14 protein-coding genes are annotated in these 16293 nt (G+C 67.6%); 5 read left to right on the forward strand and 9 right to left on the reverse strand.

Annotated features, from left to right (window positions below; all coding sequences use genetic code 11):
- Nucleotides 1-17: 17 nt before the first annotated feature.
- Nucleotides 18-884 carry an NAD(P)-dependent oxidoreductase gene (locus PRL19_RS15480; RefSeq protein WP_273743491.1) on the reverse strand — a complete coding sequence of 289 codons (867 nt, stop codon included), beginning with the start codon at nucleotides 882-884 and terminating at the stop codon, nucleotides 18-20.
- 137 nt (nucleotides 885-1021) lie between these two features.
- Here PRL19_RS15480 and PRL19_RS15485 point away from each other — a divergent pair, with 137 nt between their 5' ends.
- Nucleotides 1022-3439, forward strand: a complete 2418-nt coding sequence (locus PRL19_RS15485) for a penicillin acylase family protein (RefSeq protein ID WP_273743492.1) — start codon at nucleotides 1022-1024, stop codon at nucleotides 3437-3439.
- A 54-nt stretch (nucleotides 3440-3493) separates the two neighbouring features.
- Here the strand turns inward: PRL19_RS15485 and lpdA are convergent, their stop codons facing one another.
- The 3 genes from lpdA to queA form a co-directional block, all read right to left on the reverse strand.
- Entirely contained in the window at nucleotides 3494-4885 is a 1392-nt protein-coding gene (gene lpdA, locus PRL19_RS15490; protein ID WP_273743493.1) for a dihydrolipoyl dehydrogenase, read from the reverse strand.
- A gap of 66 nt (nucleotides 4886-4951) precedes the next feature.
- The gene (locus PRL19_RS15495) at nucleotides 4952-6208 is read right to left on the reverse strand and encodes an MFS transporter (RefSeq protein WP_045998830.1); all 1257 of its coding nucleotides are present in this window, start codon (nucleotides 6206-6208) and stop codon (nucleotides 4952-4954) included.
- 85 nt (nucleotides 6209-6293) lie between these two features.
- Nucleotides 6294-7340, reverse strand: a complete 1047-nt coding sequence (queA, locus tag PRL19_RS15500) for a tRNA preQ1(34) S-adenosylmethionine ribosyltransferase-isomerase QueA (protein WP_139598370.1) — start codon at nucleotides 7338-7340, stop codon at nucleotides 6294-6296.
- 118 nt (nucleotides 7341-7458) lie between these two features.
- Here queA and PRL19_RS15505 point away from each other — a divergent pair, with 118 nt between their 5' ends.
- The gene (locus tag PRL19_RS15505; RefSeq protein ID WP_127898865.1) at nucleotides 7459-7752 is read left to right on the forward strand and encodes a (2Fe-2S)-binding protein; all 294 of its coding nucleotides are present in this window, start codon (nucleotides 7459-7461) and stop codon (nucleotides 7750-7752) included.
- Complete coding sequence (gene bfr / locus PRL19_RS15510) at nucleotides 7700-8185, forward strand: bacterioferritin (protein ID WP_045998827.1); 486 nt, start codon at nucleotides 7700-7702, stop codon at nucleotides 8183-8185. The genes PRL19_RS15505 and bfr overlap by 53 nt, the downstream gene beginning before the upstream one ends.
- 4 nt (nucleotides 8186-8189) lie before the next feature.
- Here the strand turns inward: bfr and PRL19_RS15515 are convergent, their stop codons facing one another.
- Entirely contained in the window at nucleotides 8190-8864 is a 675-nt protein-coding gene (locus tag PRL19_RS15515) for an HAD-IA family hydrolase (RefSeq protein WP_273743494.1), read from the reverse strand.
- A 117-nt stretch (nucleotides 8865-8981) separates the two neighbouring features.
- On the opposite strand from PRL19_RS15515, the gene glmU reads away from it, so the two are divergent.
- Nucleotides 8982-10325: a bifunctional UDP-N-acetylglucosamine diphosphorylase/glucosamine-1-phosphate N-acetyltransferase GlmU gene (gene glmU, locus PRL19_RS15520; RefSeq protein WP_273743495.1), complete on the forward strand. Its 1344-nt coding sequence runs from the start codon at nucleotides 8982-8984 to the stop codon at nucleotides 10323-10325.
- On the forward strand, nucleotides 10325-12142 hold the full coding sequence (gene glmS, locus PRL19_RS15525; RefSeq protein WP_273743496.1) for a glutamine--fructose-6-phosphate transaminase (isomerizing): 1818 nt from the start codon (nucleotides 10325-10327) through the stop codon (nucleotides 12140-12142). The genes glmU and glmS overlap by 1 nt, the downstream gene beginning before the upstream one ends.
- Before the next feature lie 27 nt (nucleotides 12143-12169).
- On the opposite strand, the gene trmB is transcribed toward glmS, so the two are convergent.
- From trmB to PRL19_RS15545, 4 genes are all read right to left on the reverse strand, one after another.
- On the reverse strand, nucleotides 12170-12883 hold the full coding sequence (gene trmB, locus PRL19_RS15530; RefSeq protein ID WP_148912088.1) for a tRNA (guanosine(46)-N7)-methyltransferase TrmB: 714 nt from the start codon (nucleotides 12881-12883) through the stop codon (nucleotides 12170-12172).
- Between the two features lie 198 nt (nucleotides 12884-13081).
- Nucleotides 13082-14758 (reverse strand): ribonuclease J, encoded by a 1677-nt coding sequence (locus tag PRL19_RS15535; protein ID WP_273743497.1) that lies wholly within the window; start codon nucleotides 14756-14758, stop codon nucleotides 13082-13084.
- Entirely contained in the window at nucleotides 14751-15530 is a 780-nt protein-coding gene (locus tag PRL19_RS15540; RefSeq protein ID WP_045998823.1) for a type III pantothenate kinase, read from the reverse strand. The genes PRL19_RS15535 and PRL19_RS15540 overlap by 8 nt, the downstream gene beginning before the upstream one ends.
- 4 nt (nucleotides 15531-15534) lie before the next feature.
- Nucleotides 15535-16269, reverse strand: a complete 735-nt coding sequence (locus tag PRL19_RS15545) for a biotin--[acetyl-CoA-carboxylase] ligase (protein WP_273743498.1) — start codon at nucleotides 16267-16269, stop codon at nucleotides 15535-15537.
- Nucleotides 16270-16293 lie beyond the last annotated feature (24 nt).

Consider the following 16293-nt stretch of genomic DNA (forward strand, 5'->3'; position numbering starts at 1 on the left):
TTTGTCGTTCCCCGTCCCTAGCGGGTCAGCCGCGCGATCAGGGACGAGGTGTCCCACCGGCCGCCGCCCATCGCCTGCACATCCTTGTAGAACTGGTCGACCAGTGCCGTGACCGGCAGCGCCGCACCCAGCTGGTCCCCTGCCTGCAGGCAGATCGCCAGATCCTTCCGCATCCAGTCGACGGCGAATCCGTGTTGGAATTCGCCACGATGCATGGTCGCATGACGATTGACCATCTGCCAACTGCCGGCCGCACCCTGACTGATCACCTCGACGACATCGGCCACGTCCAGCCCCGCCTTCTGCGCGAATGCCAGCGATTCCGACAGCGCCTGAACCAACCCCGCGATCGCGATCTGGTTGCACATCTTGGTCATCTGTCCCGCGCCCACATCGCCCATCCGGCGACAGATCTTGGCATAGGCATCGATGACCGGCGCGGCGCGATCGAAATCCGCGACCGTGCCCCCGCACATGATCGACAGCTGGCCGTTTTCGGCCCCCGCCTGACCGCCGGATACGGGTGCATCGACATAGCCGATGCCCGCCTCTGCCGCCGCCTGCGCCAGCTCCTCCGTCACCTTGGCCGACACCGTGGTGTGATCGACGAAGACCGCACCCTGCGCCATGCCCGCGAATGCCCCGTCGGGCCCCAGGCACACCTGGCGCAGGTCGTCGTCATTGCCCACGCAGCACATCACCAGATCCGCGCCATGCGCCGCCTCGCGCGGGGTCGCCGCAGAGGCGCCGGCGTGCCGGCCGACCCAGGCCTCGGCCTTGGCCGGGCTGCGGTTGAACACCGTCACCTGATGTCCCGCCGCGGCCAGATGCCCGGCCATCGGAAAGCCCATCACGCCCAGTCCCAGAAACGCCGTCTTGGCCATGCAAATCTCCCTCGGGTCGCTGCCCGTGGCGCGGGGGTGCGTTGAAATGCCCGCGCGCCTGTCCTATGCAACACACCACCATCCATGCGCGGCAGGGTCAACCCGTGCCGCGCCCCCGGCCAAGGACCTGCCCGCACATGCTGACCTTGTTTCGCTGGCTTCTGCGGCTGACCATCGCGCTGATCGTCCTGGCGGTTCTGTCCGCCGTGCTGGTCTGGTATTTCGCCGTGCGGTCCCTGCCCGACTATACCGCCAGCTATCCGGTGACGGGCATCACCGCCCCGGTCGAGATCGTGCGCTCGACCGAGAATGTGCCGCACATCTTCGGCAAGACCGACGCGGACGTGTTCTTTGCCCTGGGCCTGGCCCACGCGCAGGACCGGCTGTTCCAGATGACCCTGCTGCGCCGCGCGGCGCAGGGCCGGCTGGCCGAGGTCCATGGCCCTCGCGCCCTGCCCGCCGACGACCTGATCCGCAGGCTGGGCCTGCAGCGCGCGGCCCAGGCTTCGCTGGAGGTGCAGGACGACGACACGCTTGCGGCGCTGCAGGCCTATGCCGACGGGGTGAACCAGTGGATCCGCATCGTCAACGACGGTGCGATGGGGCGCGGCGCGCCCGAATTCTTCCTGTTCCCGGATGTCATCACCTTCTGGCAGCCCGCCGATTCGCTGGCGATCCTGAAGCTGATGGCGGCGGCCGGCACCGATTCCGCGGGAGAGGAGATCCTGCGCGCCCGGCTAGCCCTGGCCTGGCCCGAACGCGGCATGCAGATCGTCGACCGGGCCGGCATACCTGCTGCCCTGCCCGACTATGCGGGGCTGTTTCCCGGTGCCCGCCTTGGTGCGCCCGAACGGCGCCTGGACCCGCAGGCGGATTACGACCCGCTTGGCTTCCTGCGCCCCGAACAGGCGCTTGGCGGCAATGCCTTCGGCGCCGAGGCACAGCGGACGGCCGCGGGGGCCGCGCTGCTGGCCAACGACCTGCATGCCGGGCTGACGGTGCCGTCGCTGTACTATCTGGCGCGGTTGGAGCTGGAAGGCGGCGGGGTGATCGGAGCCACGGTGCCCGGCATGCCGCTGGTCCTGTCGGGGCGCAACCCGACGCTGTCTTGGGCGCTGACGCCGCTGGACCTGGACGTGGCCGACATCGCCATCGAGGAGGTCCAGCCCGGCAACACCGACCGCTATCGCGGCACGCAGGGCTGGACGGAGTTCCAGACCCGGACCGAGGTGATCCGCGTGCTGGACGCGCGCCCCCAGACCATCACCCTGCGGGAGACGCAGAACGGTCCCGTCGTCCCCGGCCTGGACCCGGGGCTGCGCGACGTGACGCCCATCGGGCATGTTCCGTCGCTGCGCTGGACGGGGCTGTCGCAGCGCGACCGCACGATGTCCGCGCTGATGGCGCTGATGCGGGCCGGCGACGCCGATCAGGCGACCCGCGCCCTGGCCGACGTGGTCGCCCCGGCGCTGGACGTGACCCTGGCGCAGGGAGAGACCGTCACCCGGCTGGCCGCAGGCGCGGCACCCCAGCGGGCCGACGACCATCCGACCAAGGGCGCGTTGCCCTCGCCCGGCTGGCTGACCGAAACCGCATGGCAGGGCACCGTGTCGCTGGCGACCCAGGCGCGTCGCCCGCAGGACGGGCTTGCCCTCGCGACGGAGGAGCCGGAGGCCGACGGGCTACGCCATGACCGGCTGTCCGGGCTGCTGGGCGGGCGCGAGGTGCATTCCCGCGACAGCTTCATCGCCGCACAGCTGGACGTCGTCAGCCCTGCGGCCCGCGCCCTGCTGCCGCTGGTGGGGGCGAATCTTTGGTTCACCGGCGATCCGGCGGCGCCCGGCACCCCGGAACGCCAGCGTCAGGACGCCCTGACCCTGCTGGCCGAATGGGACGGCGCCATGAACGAGCACCTGCCTGAACCCCTGATCTATGCCGCCTGGATGGGTGCGCTGCAGGACCGCCTGGTCCGGGACGAGCTGGGGCCGCTGGCCGACGACCTGATCCGCCTGCAACCGCATTTCATCGACGCGGTGTTCCGCGATCGCGACGGCGCCGCCGCCTGGTGCGACGTGGTCCAAAGCGCCGCGACCGAGGATTGCGCGACCATCGCCCGCCAGTCGCTGGACCGCGCCATCCTGGACCTGACGGCCGAATACGGTCCCGACGTGACCAGCTGGCGGTGGGGCGACGCGCATCAGGCGCGTCACGTGCATCCGGGCCTGGGCGCGCTGCCCGCACTTGGCTGGATCATGAACATCACCCAGTCGATTTCGGGCGGAGAGTTCACCGTGGCCCGCACCGGCATGATCGGCACCGGCGACGACCCCTATCAGGCGATCGGCGGGGCCGGCTATCGCAGCGTGATCGACCTGGCGGACCCGGACAGTTCGGTGTTCATCACCTCGACCGGACAGTCGGGTCATCCGCTGTCGCGCCATTACGACGACCTGGCAGGCCTGTGGCGGCGAGGCGAATACATCGGCATGTCGCTGGACCCCGACCTGGCCCGTGCCGCGGCCGCGGGCATCACCACGCTGACACCGGCCGACTGACGAAAAAAAAGGGGGGCAAAACCGCCCCCCTTCGTTCCCGTGTTCCAGTAGTAATCAAAAGTGGATGGCCCGCCCGTATGCGTCCAGCACGGATTCGTGCATCATTTCCGACAGTGTAGGATGCGGGAAGACCGTCTCCATCAGGTCCTGTTCGGTCGTCTCAAGCTGGCGCCCGATGACATAGCCCTGAATCAGTTCGGTCACCTCGGCGCCGACCATGTGTGCGCCTAGCAGCTCGCCCGTCTTGGCGTCGAAGATGGTCTTGATCATGCCTTCCGGTTCCCCAAGCGCGATGGCCTTGCCGTTGCCGACGAAGGGGAAGCGGCCGACCTTGATGTCCAGCCCCTGCTCCTTGGCCTTGGCCTCGGTCAGGCCCACCGATGCGACCTGGGGGTGGCAATAGGTGCAGCCCGCGATGCTGCCCGGCTTGATCGCATGGGGGTGCTTGCCCGCGATCAGCTCGGCCACCATCACGCCTTCATGGCTGGCCTTGTGCGCCAGCCAGGGCGCGCCGGCCAGATCGCCGATGGCATAGACGCCCTCGACGCCGGTGCGGCAGTATTCGTCCGTGATGACATGGGTGCGATCGACCTTGATCCCCGCCTCCTCCAGGCCCAGCCCCTCGGTATTGCCGACGATGCCCACGGCCGAGATGACGGTGTCGAACTCCTGCGTCTCGACCTTGCCGCCGACCTCGATATGGGCGGTGACGGTCGAGCCCTTGCGGTCCAGCTTCTTGACCGCGGCCTTTTCCATGATCGTCATGCCCTGCTTGACGAACTGCTTCTTCGCAAAGGCGCTGATCTCGGCATCCTCGACGGGCAGGACGCGGTCCATGACCTCGACCACGGTGGTCTTGGCGCCCAGCGTGTTGAAGAAGCTGGCGAATTCGATGCCGATGGCGCCCGACCCGATGACCAGCAGCTTCTTGGGCATGTGCGGCGGGACCAGCGCGTGCTTGTAGTTCCAGACCAGCTTGCCGTCCGGCTCCAGCCCCGGCAGCTCGCGCGCCCGCGCGCCGGTGGCCAGCACGATGGATTTCGCGGTCACCTCCTCGGTGCCCTTGTCGGTCTTGACGGTGACCTTCCCCTTGCCGGCCAGCTTGGCCTCGCCCATGATCACCGTCACCTTGTTCTTCTTGAACAGGTGTCCGATGCCGCCGGACAGCTGCTTGGCAACGCCGCGAGACCGCTTCACGACCGCGTCCAGGTCATAGCTCAGCCCCTCGGCCTTCAGCCCGAATTCCTTGGCCCGGTGCATCAGGTGATAGACCTCTGCGGAGCGCAGCATGGCCTTGGTCGGGATGCAGCCCCAGTTCAGGCAGATGCCGCCCAGATGCTCGCGTTCGATGCAGGCCACCTTCAGGCCCAGCTGCGCGCCCCGGATCGCGGCCACATAGCCGCCCGGCCCTGCGCCGATCACCACCAAGTCGAAATTCTGGGCCATCGGATCCCCCGCTGATGAATTATAGTTCAGCGTTAAACCATTTGCCCCAAGGCGGCAAGCGGGCGGTCAGGTCGCAGGCTGGGGCGACGGGTCGTCCGACTGCGCCTCCTCCAGCACTGCGTCGACCGCCAGGGGGGTGGCGTTGGGCGTGATGACCGCAAAGCTGCCCTGTTCGTCCGGGGTCAGGGCGCGACGCTGCGTGGTGCGCCATCCCGCATAGGCCGTCAGCAGCGCCAGCAGGACGCCCATGTAGACCCAGTACCCGTCGGGCCCGATGATCCCCATCATCCAACCGGTGATGATCGGCCCGCCCATGCTGCCGATGCCATAGATGAACAGAAGGCCCGCCGATGCCGACGCCATGTCGGACTGATCCAGATAGTCGTTGGTATAGGCCAAGAGCAGCGCATAGACCGGGTTCGCGACCCCGCCCATGATCGCCCCAGCGATGACCAGGCCAAGGGTTCCGGGCTGTGCCGCGACGGTCACCAGGCCGCACAGCCCGCCGATGGCGGACATGCCCAGGACCAACTTGCGCCGGTCATAGCGGTCCGAAATCCAGCCGATCGGATATTGCAGGACCAGGCCCCCCGCATAGATCGCGGCCACGAACAGGCTGATCTGCGCCACCGACAGCCCGATCTGGGCGCCCCAGACCGACGACATGCCCGACAGGACCGAGAACACGCCCCCGATCAGGAAGATCCCCACGCAGCCCAGCGGCGATGCCTTGTACAGCTTTGCAAAGGACATCCGCTTGATCGTCTGGAACTGCGGCGCGGGCTGGGCCGACAGCAGGATCGGCGTGAAGGCCAGCGACACCAGCACCGACGGGATGATGAACAACAGATAACCCGCCGGGCTGCTGACGTTCAGCAGGGCCTGCGCGATCACGATGCCCAGCAACTGCACGATCATGTAGAGCGACAGCGCCTGGCCGCGGTTCTCGTTCGTGGAGCCGGCGTTCAGCCAGCTTTCCGCCGTGACATAGACCCCGCAGAAGCAGAACCCGATCAGGAACCGCAGGACCGTCCAGCTGATCCAGTGCGGCTCGACCGCGAACAGGACCAGCACGGCGCTGATCAGCGACCCCAGGGCGGCAAAGACGCGGACATGGCCGACGTTCTTGATCAGGTCGGGCACGGTCAGGCTGCCCAGCAGGAACCCGCCGTAATAGCTGGCCATGACGATGGACATCTGGAAGGTCGGGATGCCCTCGATCCCGCCGCGGATGCCCAGCAGGGTGCCCTGCATGCCGTTGCCGACCATCAGCAGAAGGATGCCGAGCAGCAGCGGCCATGTGGTGCGCAACACCGAAATCATCGCGGGTCTCGTCTTGTTCAGGGGCGTGGGGGCGGAATGCCCGACCTATGCCCGACGGGGCCCCGATGCCAGCAGGAAACCGACCTCAGGGGATCAGCAGCGACGCGTCGCCATAGCTGAAGAAACGATAGCCCCGTTCGACCGCATGTCCATAGATTTCCCGGATTTTCTCGGACCCCATCAGGGCCGAAACCAGCATCAGCAGCGTGGATTTGGGCAGGTGAAAGTTCGTCATCAGCCCGTCGGTCACCCGGAATTGATAACCGGGATAGATGAAGATGTCGGTCGTGCCCCGGAACGGCGCGATCCGCCCGACCTGGGGGGCGGCCGATTCGATCAGGCGCAGGGCGGTGGTGCCCACCGGGATCACCCGGCGGCCCTCGGCCTTGGCGCGGTTGATCGCCTCGGCGGCCTCGGGGGACACCTCTCCCCATTCCGCGTGCATCCGGTGGGTGGTGACGTCGTCGACCTTGACCGGAAGGAACGTCCCCGCCCCCACGTGCAGGGTCACATGCACGAACTGGACTCCCTGCGCCGCCAGCGTCTCCAGCAGGGGGGCGTCGAAATGCAGGCTTGCCGTGGGGGCCGCGACCGCGCCCTGCCGCGCGGCCCAGACCGTCTGATAGTCGTCGCGGTCCTGGTCGTCCGGCGCCCGCAGCGCCGCGATATAGGGCGGCAAGGGCATCGCCCCCACCTGCTGCAGCGCCGCGTCGAACGCATCACCCGTAGCGTCGAAGACCAGGCGCAGGCCGGTCGCGGTCATCTCCGCCACGCTGGCGGACAGGGCGTCGCCGAACCGGATCACCTCGCCCACGCGCAGCTTGCGCAGCGGCTTGGCCAGCGCCTGCCAGCCTTCGGCGGCGGGTTCCAGCAGCGTGACCTCGATCCGCGCCACGGCCTCGCCCTGCGGGGTCTGGCGGGCGCGGGTGCCGGTCAGGCGGGCGGGAATGACCTTGGTGTCGTTCAGCACCAGCAGGTCGCCGGGGCGCAGGATCTGCGGCAGATCGCCCACATGCCGATCGGCGATGGCCCCGCCTTCCGCCAGCAGCAGGCGTGCGGAACTGCGCGGCTTGGCGGGCCGCGTGGCGATCAGGTCGGCGGGCAGGTCGAAATCGAAATCGGACAGCTTCATGGCACGGGGTTTTGCGGCCCGCCCGCGCCCGCGTCAAGCAGCCGTGATGCCAAAGCGAAAACGTCGGACTTTACAAGCCCGACAGAATTGGTAAGTCTCCGCCCGACAGGAGCCCGCCATGATCGTCTGCCACTGCGCCATGATCTCGGATCACGACATCCGCGCCGCCATCGACTGGATGCGCGCGGCGGATGCCCAGACCATCATCACGCCAGGCAAGATCTATCACGCCCTGGGCAAGCGCGCCGATTGCGGGGGGTGCATGCCGCTGTTTCTGGACACCATGCGCGCGTGCGATAAGCTGGGCGTCGCACCGCCGATTTTGCGGGCCAGAACCGACAGCAAGAAGGATGCCACCCATGAAGGGCGACGCCAAGGTCATCGAGTATCTCAACGCCGCACTGCGCTCTGAGCTGACGGCGGTCAGCCAGTACTGGCTGCATTACCGTCTGCAGGAGGATTGGGGCTTCGGCAAGATCGCCGCCAAGTCGCGCGCCGAATCCATCGAGGAGATGAACCACGCCGACAAGCTGATCCAGCGGATCATCTTTCTGGAGGGTCATCCCAACCTGCAGCGGCTGGACCCGCTGCGAATCGGACAGAACCTGCGCGAGACGCTGGACAGCGATCTGGCCGCGGAACATGACGCGCGCACGCTGTACATCGAGGCGCGCGACCATTGCGATGCCGTTGGCGACTATCCCAGCAAGATGCTGTTCGAGGAGCTGATCCAGGACGAGGAAGGCCATATCGACTTCTTGGAGACGCAGATCCACCTTTTCGAGACGATCGGCGCCCAAAACTATGGCCAGCTGAACGCCAAGTCCGCCGACGAGGCCGAATAGGCCCTCAGCCCAGCCAGTCGCGGGCAATGGCGGGCAGCTGGTCGAAATGCGCCAGCAAAACCTCGGGCGCCAGGCGAGAGATCGCCTCGCCCTCGGGACCGAAGCTGACCAGTGCGACGCGCACCCCGGCAGCCGCGGCCGTCTTGCGGTCGGTCTCGGTATCGCCCACCAGGAAGGACTGCGCGACGGTGCCGCCCGCGCCCTCGACGGCGGCCTGATAGGGGCGCGGGTCGGGCTTGCGCACCGGCAGCGTGTCCGCGCCGATCATGGCGCCGAACCGGTCGCGGATGCCCAGTTCGCGCAGCAGCGTCTCGGCCAGGGCCTCGGGCTTGTTGGTGCAGACGGCCAGGCGGTGCCCGTCGGCGGCCAGACGGTCCAGCGCCGCCTCGACCCCCGGATACAGTCGCGTGTGCACGGCGATCGCCGCACCGTAATGGGACAGCAGGCTGTCGAAATCCTCTTCCTCGGCACCAGGCGGCAGCAGCGTATCATCCGACATCCGGCCATAGCCCGCCCGTAGCATCGCCCGTCCGCCATGAAACGCGATCAGCGCATCCGCGACCGGGTCCAGCAGGTCGCCCAGGCCCCGCGCGCGAAAGCACGCATTCGCCGCCGCGACCAGATCGCCTGACGTATCCGCCAGCGTTCCGTCCAGATCGAAGACCACCGTACCCGCCATGCGCCATCCCCCGTGGAAATGTTCGGAAAACAAAGGTGACCGCGCCGGGCCTTTCCAGCGCGTCCCGCCCCGATTAGAACGCCATGAAGAAAAAGCAAACAGGCGATGGGGGCGGTGATGTCGGAAGCTGGATTGGCGGTCGTGGTTCTGGCGGCGGGACAGGGCAGCCGGATGCAATCGGACCTGCCCAAGGTCCTGCACCGTCTTGGCGGGGTGCCGCTGGTCGGGCATGCGCTGCGCGCGGCGCGCAACCTGCAGCCGGAACAGATCGTGGTCGTGACGGGCCACGGCGCGGACGCCGTCGCCCGGGCGGTGGCCAAGCTGGACCCCGAGGCCGCGACCGTGCTGCAGGCCGAACAGCTGGGCACCGGGCACGCCGTGCGCCAGGCACTGCCCAGCCTGGAAGGATTTGAGGGACGGGTGATCATCCTTTATGGTGACACCCCCTTCATCGCCCAGGAGACGCTGGACGAACTGGCAGCCCACCCCGCAGATCTGGTCGTTCTGGGCTTCGAGGCGGACGATCCCGGCCGCTATGGGCGGCTGGTCGTCACCGACCGCGGGCTGGAGCGTATCGTCGAGTACAAGGACGCCGACGCCGCGACCCGCGAGATCGTGCTGTGCAATTCCGGCGTCATGGCGCTGCAGGCCGATCTGTTGCGCCGCCTGATCGTGGGCCTGGGCAACGACAATGCCGCGGGCGAGTACTATCTGACCGACCTGGTGGCCCTGGCCCGCGCCGAAGGGCGTCGCGCCGACGTGGTGATCTGCGACGAGGCCGAGACGCTTGGCATCAACACCCGCGCCGAACTGGCCGCAGCCGAGGCCGCCTTCCAGGCCCGTGCCCGTGCGGCGCTGATGGAAGACGGGGTGACCCTGACCGATCCGGGCAGCGTCTTTTTGGCGCTGGACACGGTCATCGGGCGCGACGCCGTGATCGGGCCCAACGTCGTCTTCGGCCCCGGCGTGACGGTGGAATCGGGCGCCGAGATCCTGCCCTTTTGCCATCTGGAGGGTTGCCATGTCAGTGAAGGGGCCACCGTCGGACCCTTCGCCCGTCTGCGCCCCGGCGCCGAACTGGGCACGGATGTCCATGTCGGCAACTTCGTCGAGATCAAGAACGCCGTCCTGGACGAGGGCGTCAAGGTCGGCCACCTGACCTATCTGGGCGACGCCCATGTGGGCGAGCACACGAATATCGGCGCTGGTACCATCACCTGCAATTACGACGGCGTCTCCAAGCATCGGACCACGATCGGCCCGCGCGCCTTCATCGGCAGCGACACGATGCTGGTGGCCCCCGTCCATGTCGGTGCGGATGCCATGACCGGATCGGGCAGCACCATCACCGAGGACATCCCCGACGGCGCCCTGGCCATCGGCCGGGCCCGCCAGGTCACGAAACCGGGCCTGGCGACCCGCCTGATGGCGGCGCTGCGGCTGAAGAAGGAGGCGCGCTGATGTGCGGCATCATCGGAATCCTGGGCAACCACGAGGTTTCCCCGCAGCTGGTCGATGCGCTGAAGCGGCTGGAATACCGCGGCTATGACAGCGCCGGCGTGGCGACCGTGGACGGGACCGGACAGCTGTCGCGCCGGCGCGCGGTGGGCAAGCTGGTCAACCTGTCGGACCTGCTGGTCCATCGACCGCTGACGGGGCATGCGGGTATCGGACACACGCGATGGGCCACCCATGGCGCCGCGACCGAGGTCAACGCCCATCCTCATCAGTCCGGCCCCGTCGCCGTCGTCCATAACGGCATCATCGAGAACTTTCGCGAACTGCGCGCCGAACTGGCCGATCGGGGCATTATGCCAGAATCGCAGACGGACACCGAAACCGTTGCGCTGCTGACCGCGCATCACCTGGATCAGGGCCTGTCGCCGGTGGAGGCCGCCCGTGCCACGCTGGCCCGCCTGCAGGGGGCCTTTGCGCTGGCCTTCCTGTTCCAGGATCAGCCCGACCTGCTGATCGCGGCCCGCAAGGGCAGCCCGCTGGCCGTGGGCCATGGCGACAAGGAGATGTATCTTGGTTCGGACGCGGTGGCGTTGGCGCCCTTCACGGACCGCATCACCTATCTGGAGGATGGCGACCATGCCGTTCTGACACGCGCGGGCGTGCAGATCTGGGACGCGGAGGGCTACCAGGTCCACCGCGCCACCGCCCGCATCGATGTCGGCGCGACCGTCATCGACCGTGCCGGGCACCGTCACTTTATGGCCAAGGAAATCGCCGAACAGCCGGTGGTGATCGGCGACGTGCTGAACCATTACGTCAAGGGCGACCGCATCGTCCTGCCGGACGGCCTGGATTTCGCGGACCTGGACCGGGTGACCCTGGTCGGCTGCGGCACCGCACATCTGGCGGGGCATGTGGCGAAATACTGGTTCGAACAGCTGGCGGGCCTGCCCTGCGACATCGATGTCGCCTCCGAATTCCGCTATCGCGAACCGCCCTTGTCGGATCGCAGCCTGTTCATCGCCGTCAGCCAGTCCGGAGAGACGGCGGATACGCTGGCCGCCCTGCATTATGCCCGCGGCAAGGTCGCGCGGACCGTGGGGCTGGTGAACGTGGGCACGTCGGCCATCGCGCGCGACGCCGACATGGCGTTGCCAACCCTGGCGGGGATCGAGGTCAGCGTGGCATCGTCCAAGGCCTTCACCTGCCAGCTGGCCGTGCTGGCCGTGCTGGCGCTGAAGGCGGCGCATGACCGTGGTCGGCTCGACGATGCCGCCCTGACGGCCCATCTGCGCGACCTGCGCGCCATCCCCGCGCTGCTGGCGCAGGCGCTGGCCCTGTCGGACGACTGCCGGATGCAGGCCGACTGGCTGGCGCAGGCCCGCGACGTCCTTTATCTGGGCCGGGGCGCATTGTACCCCGTCGCGCTGGAAGGCGCGCTCAAGCTCAAGGAGCTGAGCTACATCCACGCCGAGGGCTATGCCTCCGGAGAGCTGAAGCACGGCCCCATCGCGTTGATCGACGGCGACGTGCCGGTGGTGGTGCTGGCGCCGCATGACGCGCTGTTCGACAAGACCATCTCGAACATGCAGGAGGTGATGGCCCGTCACGGCCAGGTGCTGCTGATTTCGGACGCGGCGGGGATTGCGGCGGCGGGCGACGGCATCACGGCCAGCCTGGCCCTGCCCACCGGCGGCGGAGTGTTCCAGCCGATCCTCTATGCCGTGCCGATGCAGTACCTTGCCTATCACACGGCGGTCGCCAAGGGCACCGATGTCGATCAACCCCGCAACCTGGCAAAATCCGTCACCGTGGAATGAAAAAGGCCCGCTTCGGCGGGCCTTTCCTTACAGACGGCGAAAGGTCACGTAATGGGGCGGACGCCCCTCGCGCAGGGCCTTCTGCTCGTAACGGGTGCTGATCCAGTCGTCCCATGCGACAGCGGTGTCGTCGAGCGTCTCGAACCCGGCGGGCGGTACCTCCTCGCGGGTCTGACGGATATAGTCCGGGATGTCGCTGGCGACGCGAAAGATCCCGCCGGGGCGCATCACGCGGGCCAGGGGGCGCAGGTGTTCGGGCGTTACGAACCGCCGCCGATGGTGGCGCGCCTTGGGCCAGGGATCCGGATACATCAGGAAGGCGCGCTCGACGCTGGCATCGGGCAGCACATCCATCAGATCGCGCGCGTCGCCCGGATGGACGCTGACATTCGTCACGCCCGCCGCCCGGATCTTTCCCAGCAGCATCGCGACGCCGTTGATGAACGGCTCGCACCCGATGATGTTGATGTCGGGATAAGTGGCGGCCATGTGGACCATGTGCTCGCCACCGCCAAAGCCAACCTCAAGCCAGACGGGGCGGTCGTTGCCGAAGATCGCGGCAGGATCGACCGGCGTTCGTTCCGGGTTGTCCTGCAGGGTGATGCCGCGGGGCCGCAGCTCGCCCAGGTCCTCGGACAGATAGCCCTTCTGGCTTTGCCGCAGGGTCTTGCCGTGCCGCCGTCCATAGAAGTTGCGGCGGGGCGGGTTCGGATCAAAGCCGGATTCGGATGTGTCGCTCATGATGCCGGGCATTGCCGCAAGCGCGGCGCGGTTTCAAGCCCCCTGTGCGCCTTTGCGTCCCGCGGTGGCCGGGGGGCTTCGCACCCCCCGGACCCCCTGCGGGATGATCAAGCCTTCGCCTCCGCTCCGTGGGACATCGGGGGGTCCGGGGGGCTGGCCCCCCGGCCCATCGCGGGACGCAAGCAAGCCTGGTTCCGGTCAGTCGGCCATCAGGCGGCTGATGCTGACGGTGACCTCGGGCTTCTTGCCGATCTCCTCCATCGCGACCTGGCGGGTGATCTTGCGGATCGCCTCGTCCATCTTGCCGTCGTCGCGCACGGTGCGGGCATCGGCACGCTCCAGGAACTCGGACAGCTCGGCCTCGATCTGGCGGGCCAGGTCGCCGCCCGAACGGGTCCGCTCGGACAGGCCCATCAGTTCGACCCAAGCATCGGGCAGGACATTGTCGTCCTCGTCCACGATCACGCTGACCATCGCGTGCCCGTTCAGCGCCATGCGGATGCGGTCGCGTACGACCCCGTCCATCGCGCCGATCAGCAAGTTGCCGTCGAGATAGAGACGCCCCGTTTCGACCTGATCACAGACCTTGGGGCGATCGCCCGTCAGGTCCAGCATCGTGCCGTTGGTCACGATCTCGGCGGTCATGCCCTTGGCACGGGCCAGCATCACGTGTTCGCGCAGGTGCAGGTGCTCGCCATGCATGGGGATCACGACCTTGGGCCGCAGCAGGTCGTGCATCGCCTCGATGTCGGGCCGGTTCGCGTGACCCGAGACGTGGTAGAGCCCGTCATCGGCGTCCCAGACCTCGACTCCGGCCTCGCTCAGCGCATTCATGATGCGGCCGACCGACTTCTCGTTGCCAGGGATGGTCTTGGAGCTGAAGAGGAAGCTGTCCCCCTCCTTCAGCGACAGGCCCAGATAGCGGCCGCGCGACAGTTGCGCGCTGGCGGCGCGACGCTCTCCCTGGCTGCCGGTGACCAGCAGCAGGACCTTGTTGCGGGGCAGCTTGGCGGCCTCCTCGGGCCCGATCGTCTCGGGGAAATCCTTCAGGATGCCGCTGTCGAAGCCCACGCTGACCATGCGCCGCATCGCGCGGCCCAACAGGCAAACCTTGCGCCCCGAGGCGCGGGCCGCATCGGCCAGCGTCTTCAGACGCGCAATGTTGCTGGCAAAGGTGGTGGCCACGACCATGTTCTGCTGCGCCATGACCCATTCCAGGATCGGGGTCGCCAGAACCGCCTCGGACCGGCCGGGATGGGTCGAAAAGATGTTCGTGCTGTCGCAGGCTAGGACCTTGACGCCCTTACCTTCTGCCGCGATCTGCGACAGGCCGACCGGGTCGAAGGCGTCGCCCACGACCGGGGTCACGTCCATCTTGAAGTCGCCCGTATGCACGACCCGACCCGCAGGCGTATCGATGATCAGCGCGCTGCTTTCCGGGATCGAGTGGCTGATCGGCACGAACTGCACGCCAAAGGGGCCGACATTGGTCACGGCAGGGCGCGCTTCGGTGATGTTGACCACCTCGGACGGCAGGCCGTGCTCTTCCATCTTCAGGCGCACCAGCGTCCCGGTGAAGCGGCGCGCATAGATCGGCACGTCCAGCCGCTTCCACAGATGCGCGATGGCACCGATATGGTCCTCGTGGCCGTGGGTGACGAAGATCGCCTCCAGCCGGTGGCGATTCTTCTCCAGCCAGGTCAGGTCGGGCATGATCAGGTCGATCCCCGGGCTGCCCTCCATGTCGCCGAAGGTTACGCCCAGGTCCACCAGGATCAGCCGCTCCTTGCCGGGCAGGCCGTATCCATAGACATAGGCGTTCATGCCAATTTCGCCCGCTCCGCCGAGCGGCAGATAGATCAGGCGTTCAGCCATTTCCCATCTCCTTGTTAAAGTCGTGAATGAGCCGAAGCCCGTGCATCGTCAAATCGTCTTCAATCGCATCGAACAGGTCGAACCCCTGATCGAACAATGGCGCAAGCCCGCCAGTGGCTATCACTTTCATGGGTCGGTCGCGCTCGGCGCGGATCTTGTCCACGATACCGTCGACCAGCCCCACATATCCCCAGAACACGCCTGACTGGATACATGCAACCGTATTCGTGCCGATCACCGTCGCGGGCATCGTCACATCGACATGCGGCAGGGACGCCGCCCCCATGTGCAGCGCCTCCAGCGACAGGTTCACGCCCGGCGCGATGACGCCCCCGATATAGGCGCCGTCGATGTCGACCACGTCGAATGTGGTGGCCGTGCCGAAATCGACCACGATCAGGTCCGGGCCGTGCCGGTCATAGGCGCCGACCGTGTTCACCAGCCGGTCGGGCCCCACGGTCGTCCCCGCATCGACCCGCGGCGGCACCGGCAGCAGGCAGTCGGGCTTGCCCACCACCAGGGGCCGCGTGTCGAAATAGCGGTTGCACAGCACCCGCAGATTGAAGACCACCCGCGGCGCCGTGGCGCTGATGATGCAGGCGTCGATCTGCAGCTCGAACCGCTGCACCGCGATCAGCGTGGACAGCCAGACATAGTATTCGTCCGCCGTCCGCCGATGATCCGTGCGGATCCGCCAGTGGGACAGGAACCGCGTCCCGTCCCAGATCGAGAAGACAGTGTTCGTGTTGCCGGTATCGATGCACAGCAGCATGGATCTAGCCCCCGAAATGGATGTCTGCGGCGGAAATCGCCTGGCGGCCGCGCGGACCCGTCAGGATCAGGGCGCCGGTTTCGTCGATACCGTCGAAGCGCCCGGTGATCTCGGCGGTGCCGGTGCGGGCGGTGATCGTCTCTCCCAGCCTTGCGGCGCGGGCCAGCCAGGCTGCGCGGATCGGCGCAAAGCCATAGGCCGACATCTTCCGCATGCCTTCGTCGAAACGGACGGCCAGCGCGTCCAGCAGATCGTCGGGCGTCACGGTCAGGCCGGTCTCTCCGGCCAGGCTGACCGGACGCAGCGCACCGGCCTCGACCTCGGACGGCTCCGGGGCCTGCGCCAGATTGACGCCGATGCCGATCGCCAACACCGCGACCTGTCCCCCTGCCCCGCTGCTCTCCAGCAGGATGCCCGACAGCTTGCCGCCGTTCAGCAGGACGTCGTTGGGCCATTTCAGGGACAGGTTCAGCGCTGGACCGCAGAGGTCGCGCAGCGCGTCATGCACGGCCAGCGCCGCGACGAAAGACAACCTCGCCGCATCGGCCGCAACCCCCTGCGGGCGCAGGACCAGCGTAGCGGCAAAGTTTCCGGGCGGATCGGTCCAGGCGCGGCCGCGGCGGCCACGGCCGGCCTGCTGTTCGCGCGCCATGATCCAGGCCGGCCCACCAAGCGTCGGGGCCAGCCTGAAGGCTTCGGCGTTGGTGCTGTCCACACGGTCCAGGACATGGCGTGCCACGCCCTGGGGCCATGTGGCGGGCGG

Source organism: Paracoccus marcusii (assembly GCF_028621715.1).
GTDB lineage: Bacteria > Pseudomonadota > Alphaproteobacteria > Rhodobacterales > Rhodobacteraceae > Paracoccus > Paracoccus marcusii.

Excerpts from the sequence above, each read along its gene's own strand:
- PRL19_RS15480 (WP_273743491.1), bottom strand. The coding sequence starts at position 884 with ATGGCCAAGACGGCGTTTCTGGGACTGGGCGTGATGGGCTTTCCGATG.
- PRL19_RS15485 (WP_273743492.1), top strand. The coding sequence starts at position 1,022 with ATGCTGACCTTGTTTCGCTGGCTTCTGCGGCTGACCATCGCGCTGATC.
- lpdA (WP_273743493.1), bottom strand. The coding sequence starts at position 4,885 with ATGGCCCAGAATTTCGACTTGGTGGTGATCGGCGCAGGGCCGGGCGGC.
- PRL19_RS15495 (WP_045998830.1), bottom strand. The coding sequence starts at position 6,208 with ATGATTTCGGTGTTGCGCACCACATGGCCGCTGCTGCTCGGCATCCTT.
- queA (WP_139598370.1), bottom strand. The coding sequence starts at position 7,340 with ATGAAGCTGTCCGATTTCGATTTCGACCTGCCCGCCGACCTGATCGCC.
- PRL19_RS15505 (WP_127898865.1), top strand. The coding sequence starts at position 7,459 with ATGATCGTCTGCCACTGCGCCATGATCTCGGATCACGACATCCGCGCC.
- bfr (WP_045998827.1), top strand. The coding sequence starts at position 7,700 with ATGAAGGGCGACGCCAAGGTCATCGAGTATCTCAACGCCGCACTGCGC.
- PRL19_RS15515 (WP_273743494.1), bottom strand. The coding sequence starts at position 8,864 with ATGGCGGGTACGGTGGTCTTCGATCTGGACGGAACGCTGGCGGATACG.
- glmU (WP_273743495.1), top strand. The coding sequence starts at position 8,982 with ATGTCGGAAGCTGGATTGGCGGTCGTGGTTCTGGCGGCGGGACAGGGC.
- glmS (WP_273743496.1), top strand. The coding sequence starts at position 10,325 with ATGTGCGGCATCATCGGAATCCTGGGCAACCACGAGGTTTCCCCGCAG.
- trmB (WP_148912088.1), bottom strand. The coding sequence starts at position 12,883 with ATGAGCGACACATCCGAATCCGGCTTTGATCCGAACCCGCCCCGCCGC.
- PRL19_RS15535 (WP_273743497.1), bottom strand. The coding sequence starts at position 14,758 with ATGGCTGAACGCCTGATCTATCTGCCGCTCGGCGGAGCGGGCGAAATT.
- PRL19_RS15540 (WP_045998823.1), bottom strand. The coding sequence starts at position 15,530 with ATGCTGCTGTGCATCGATACCGGCAACACGAACACTGTCTTCTCGATC.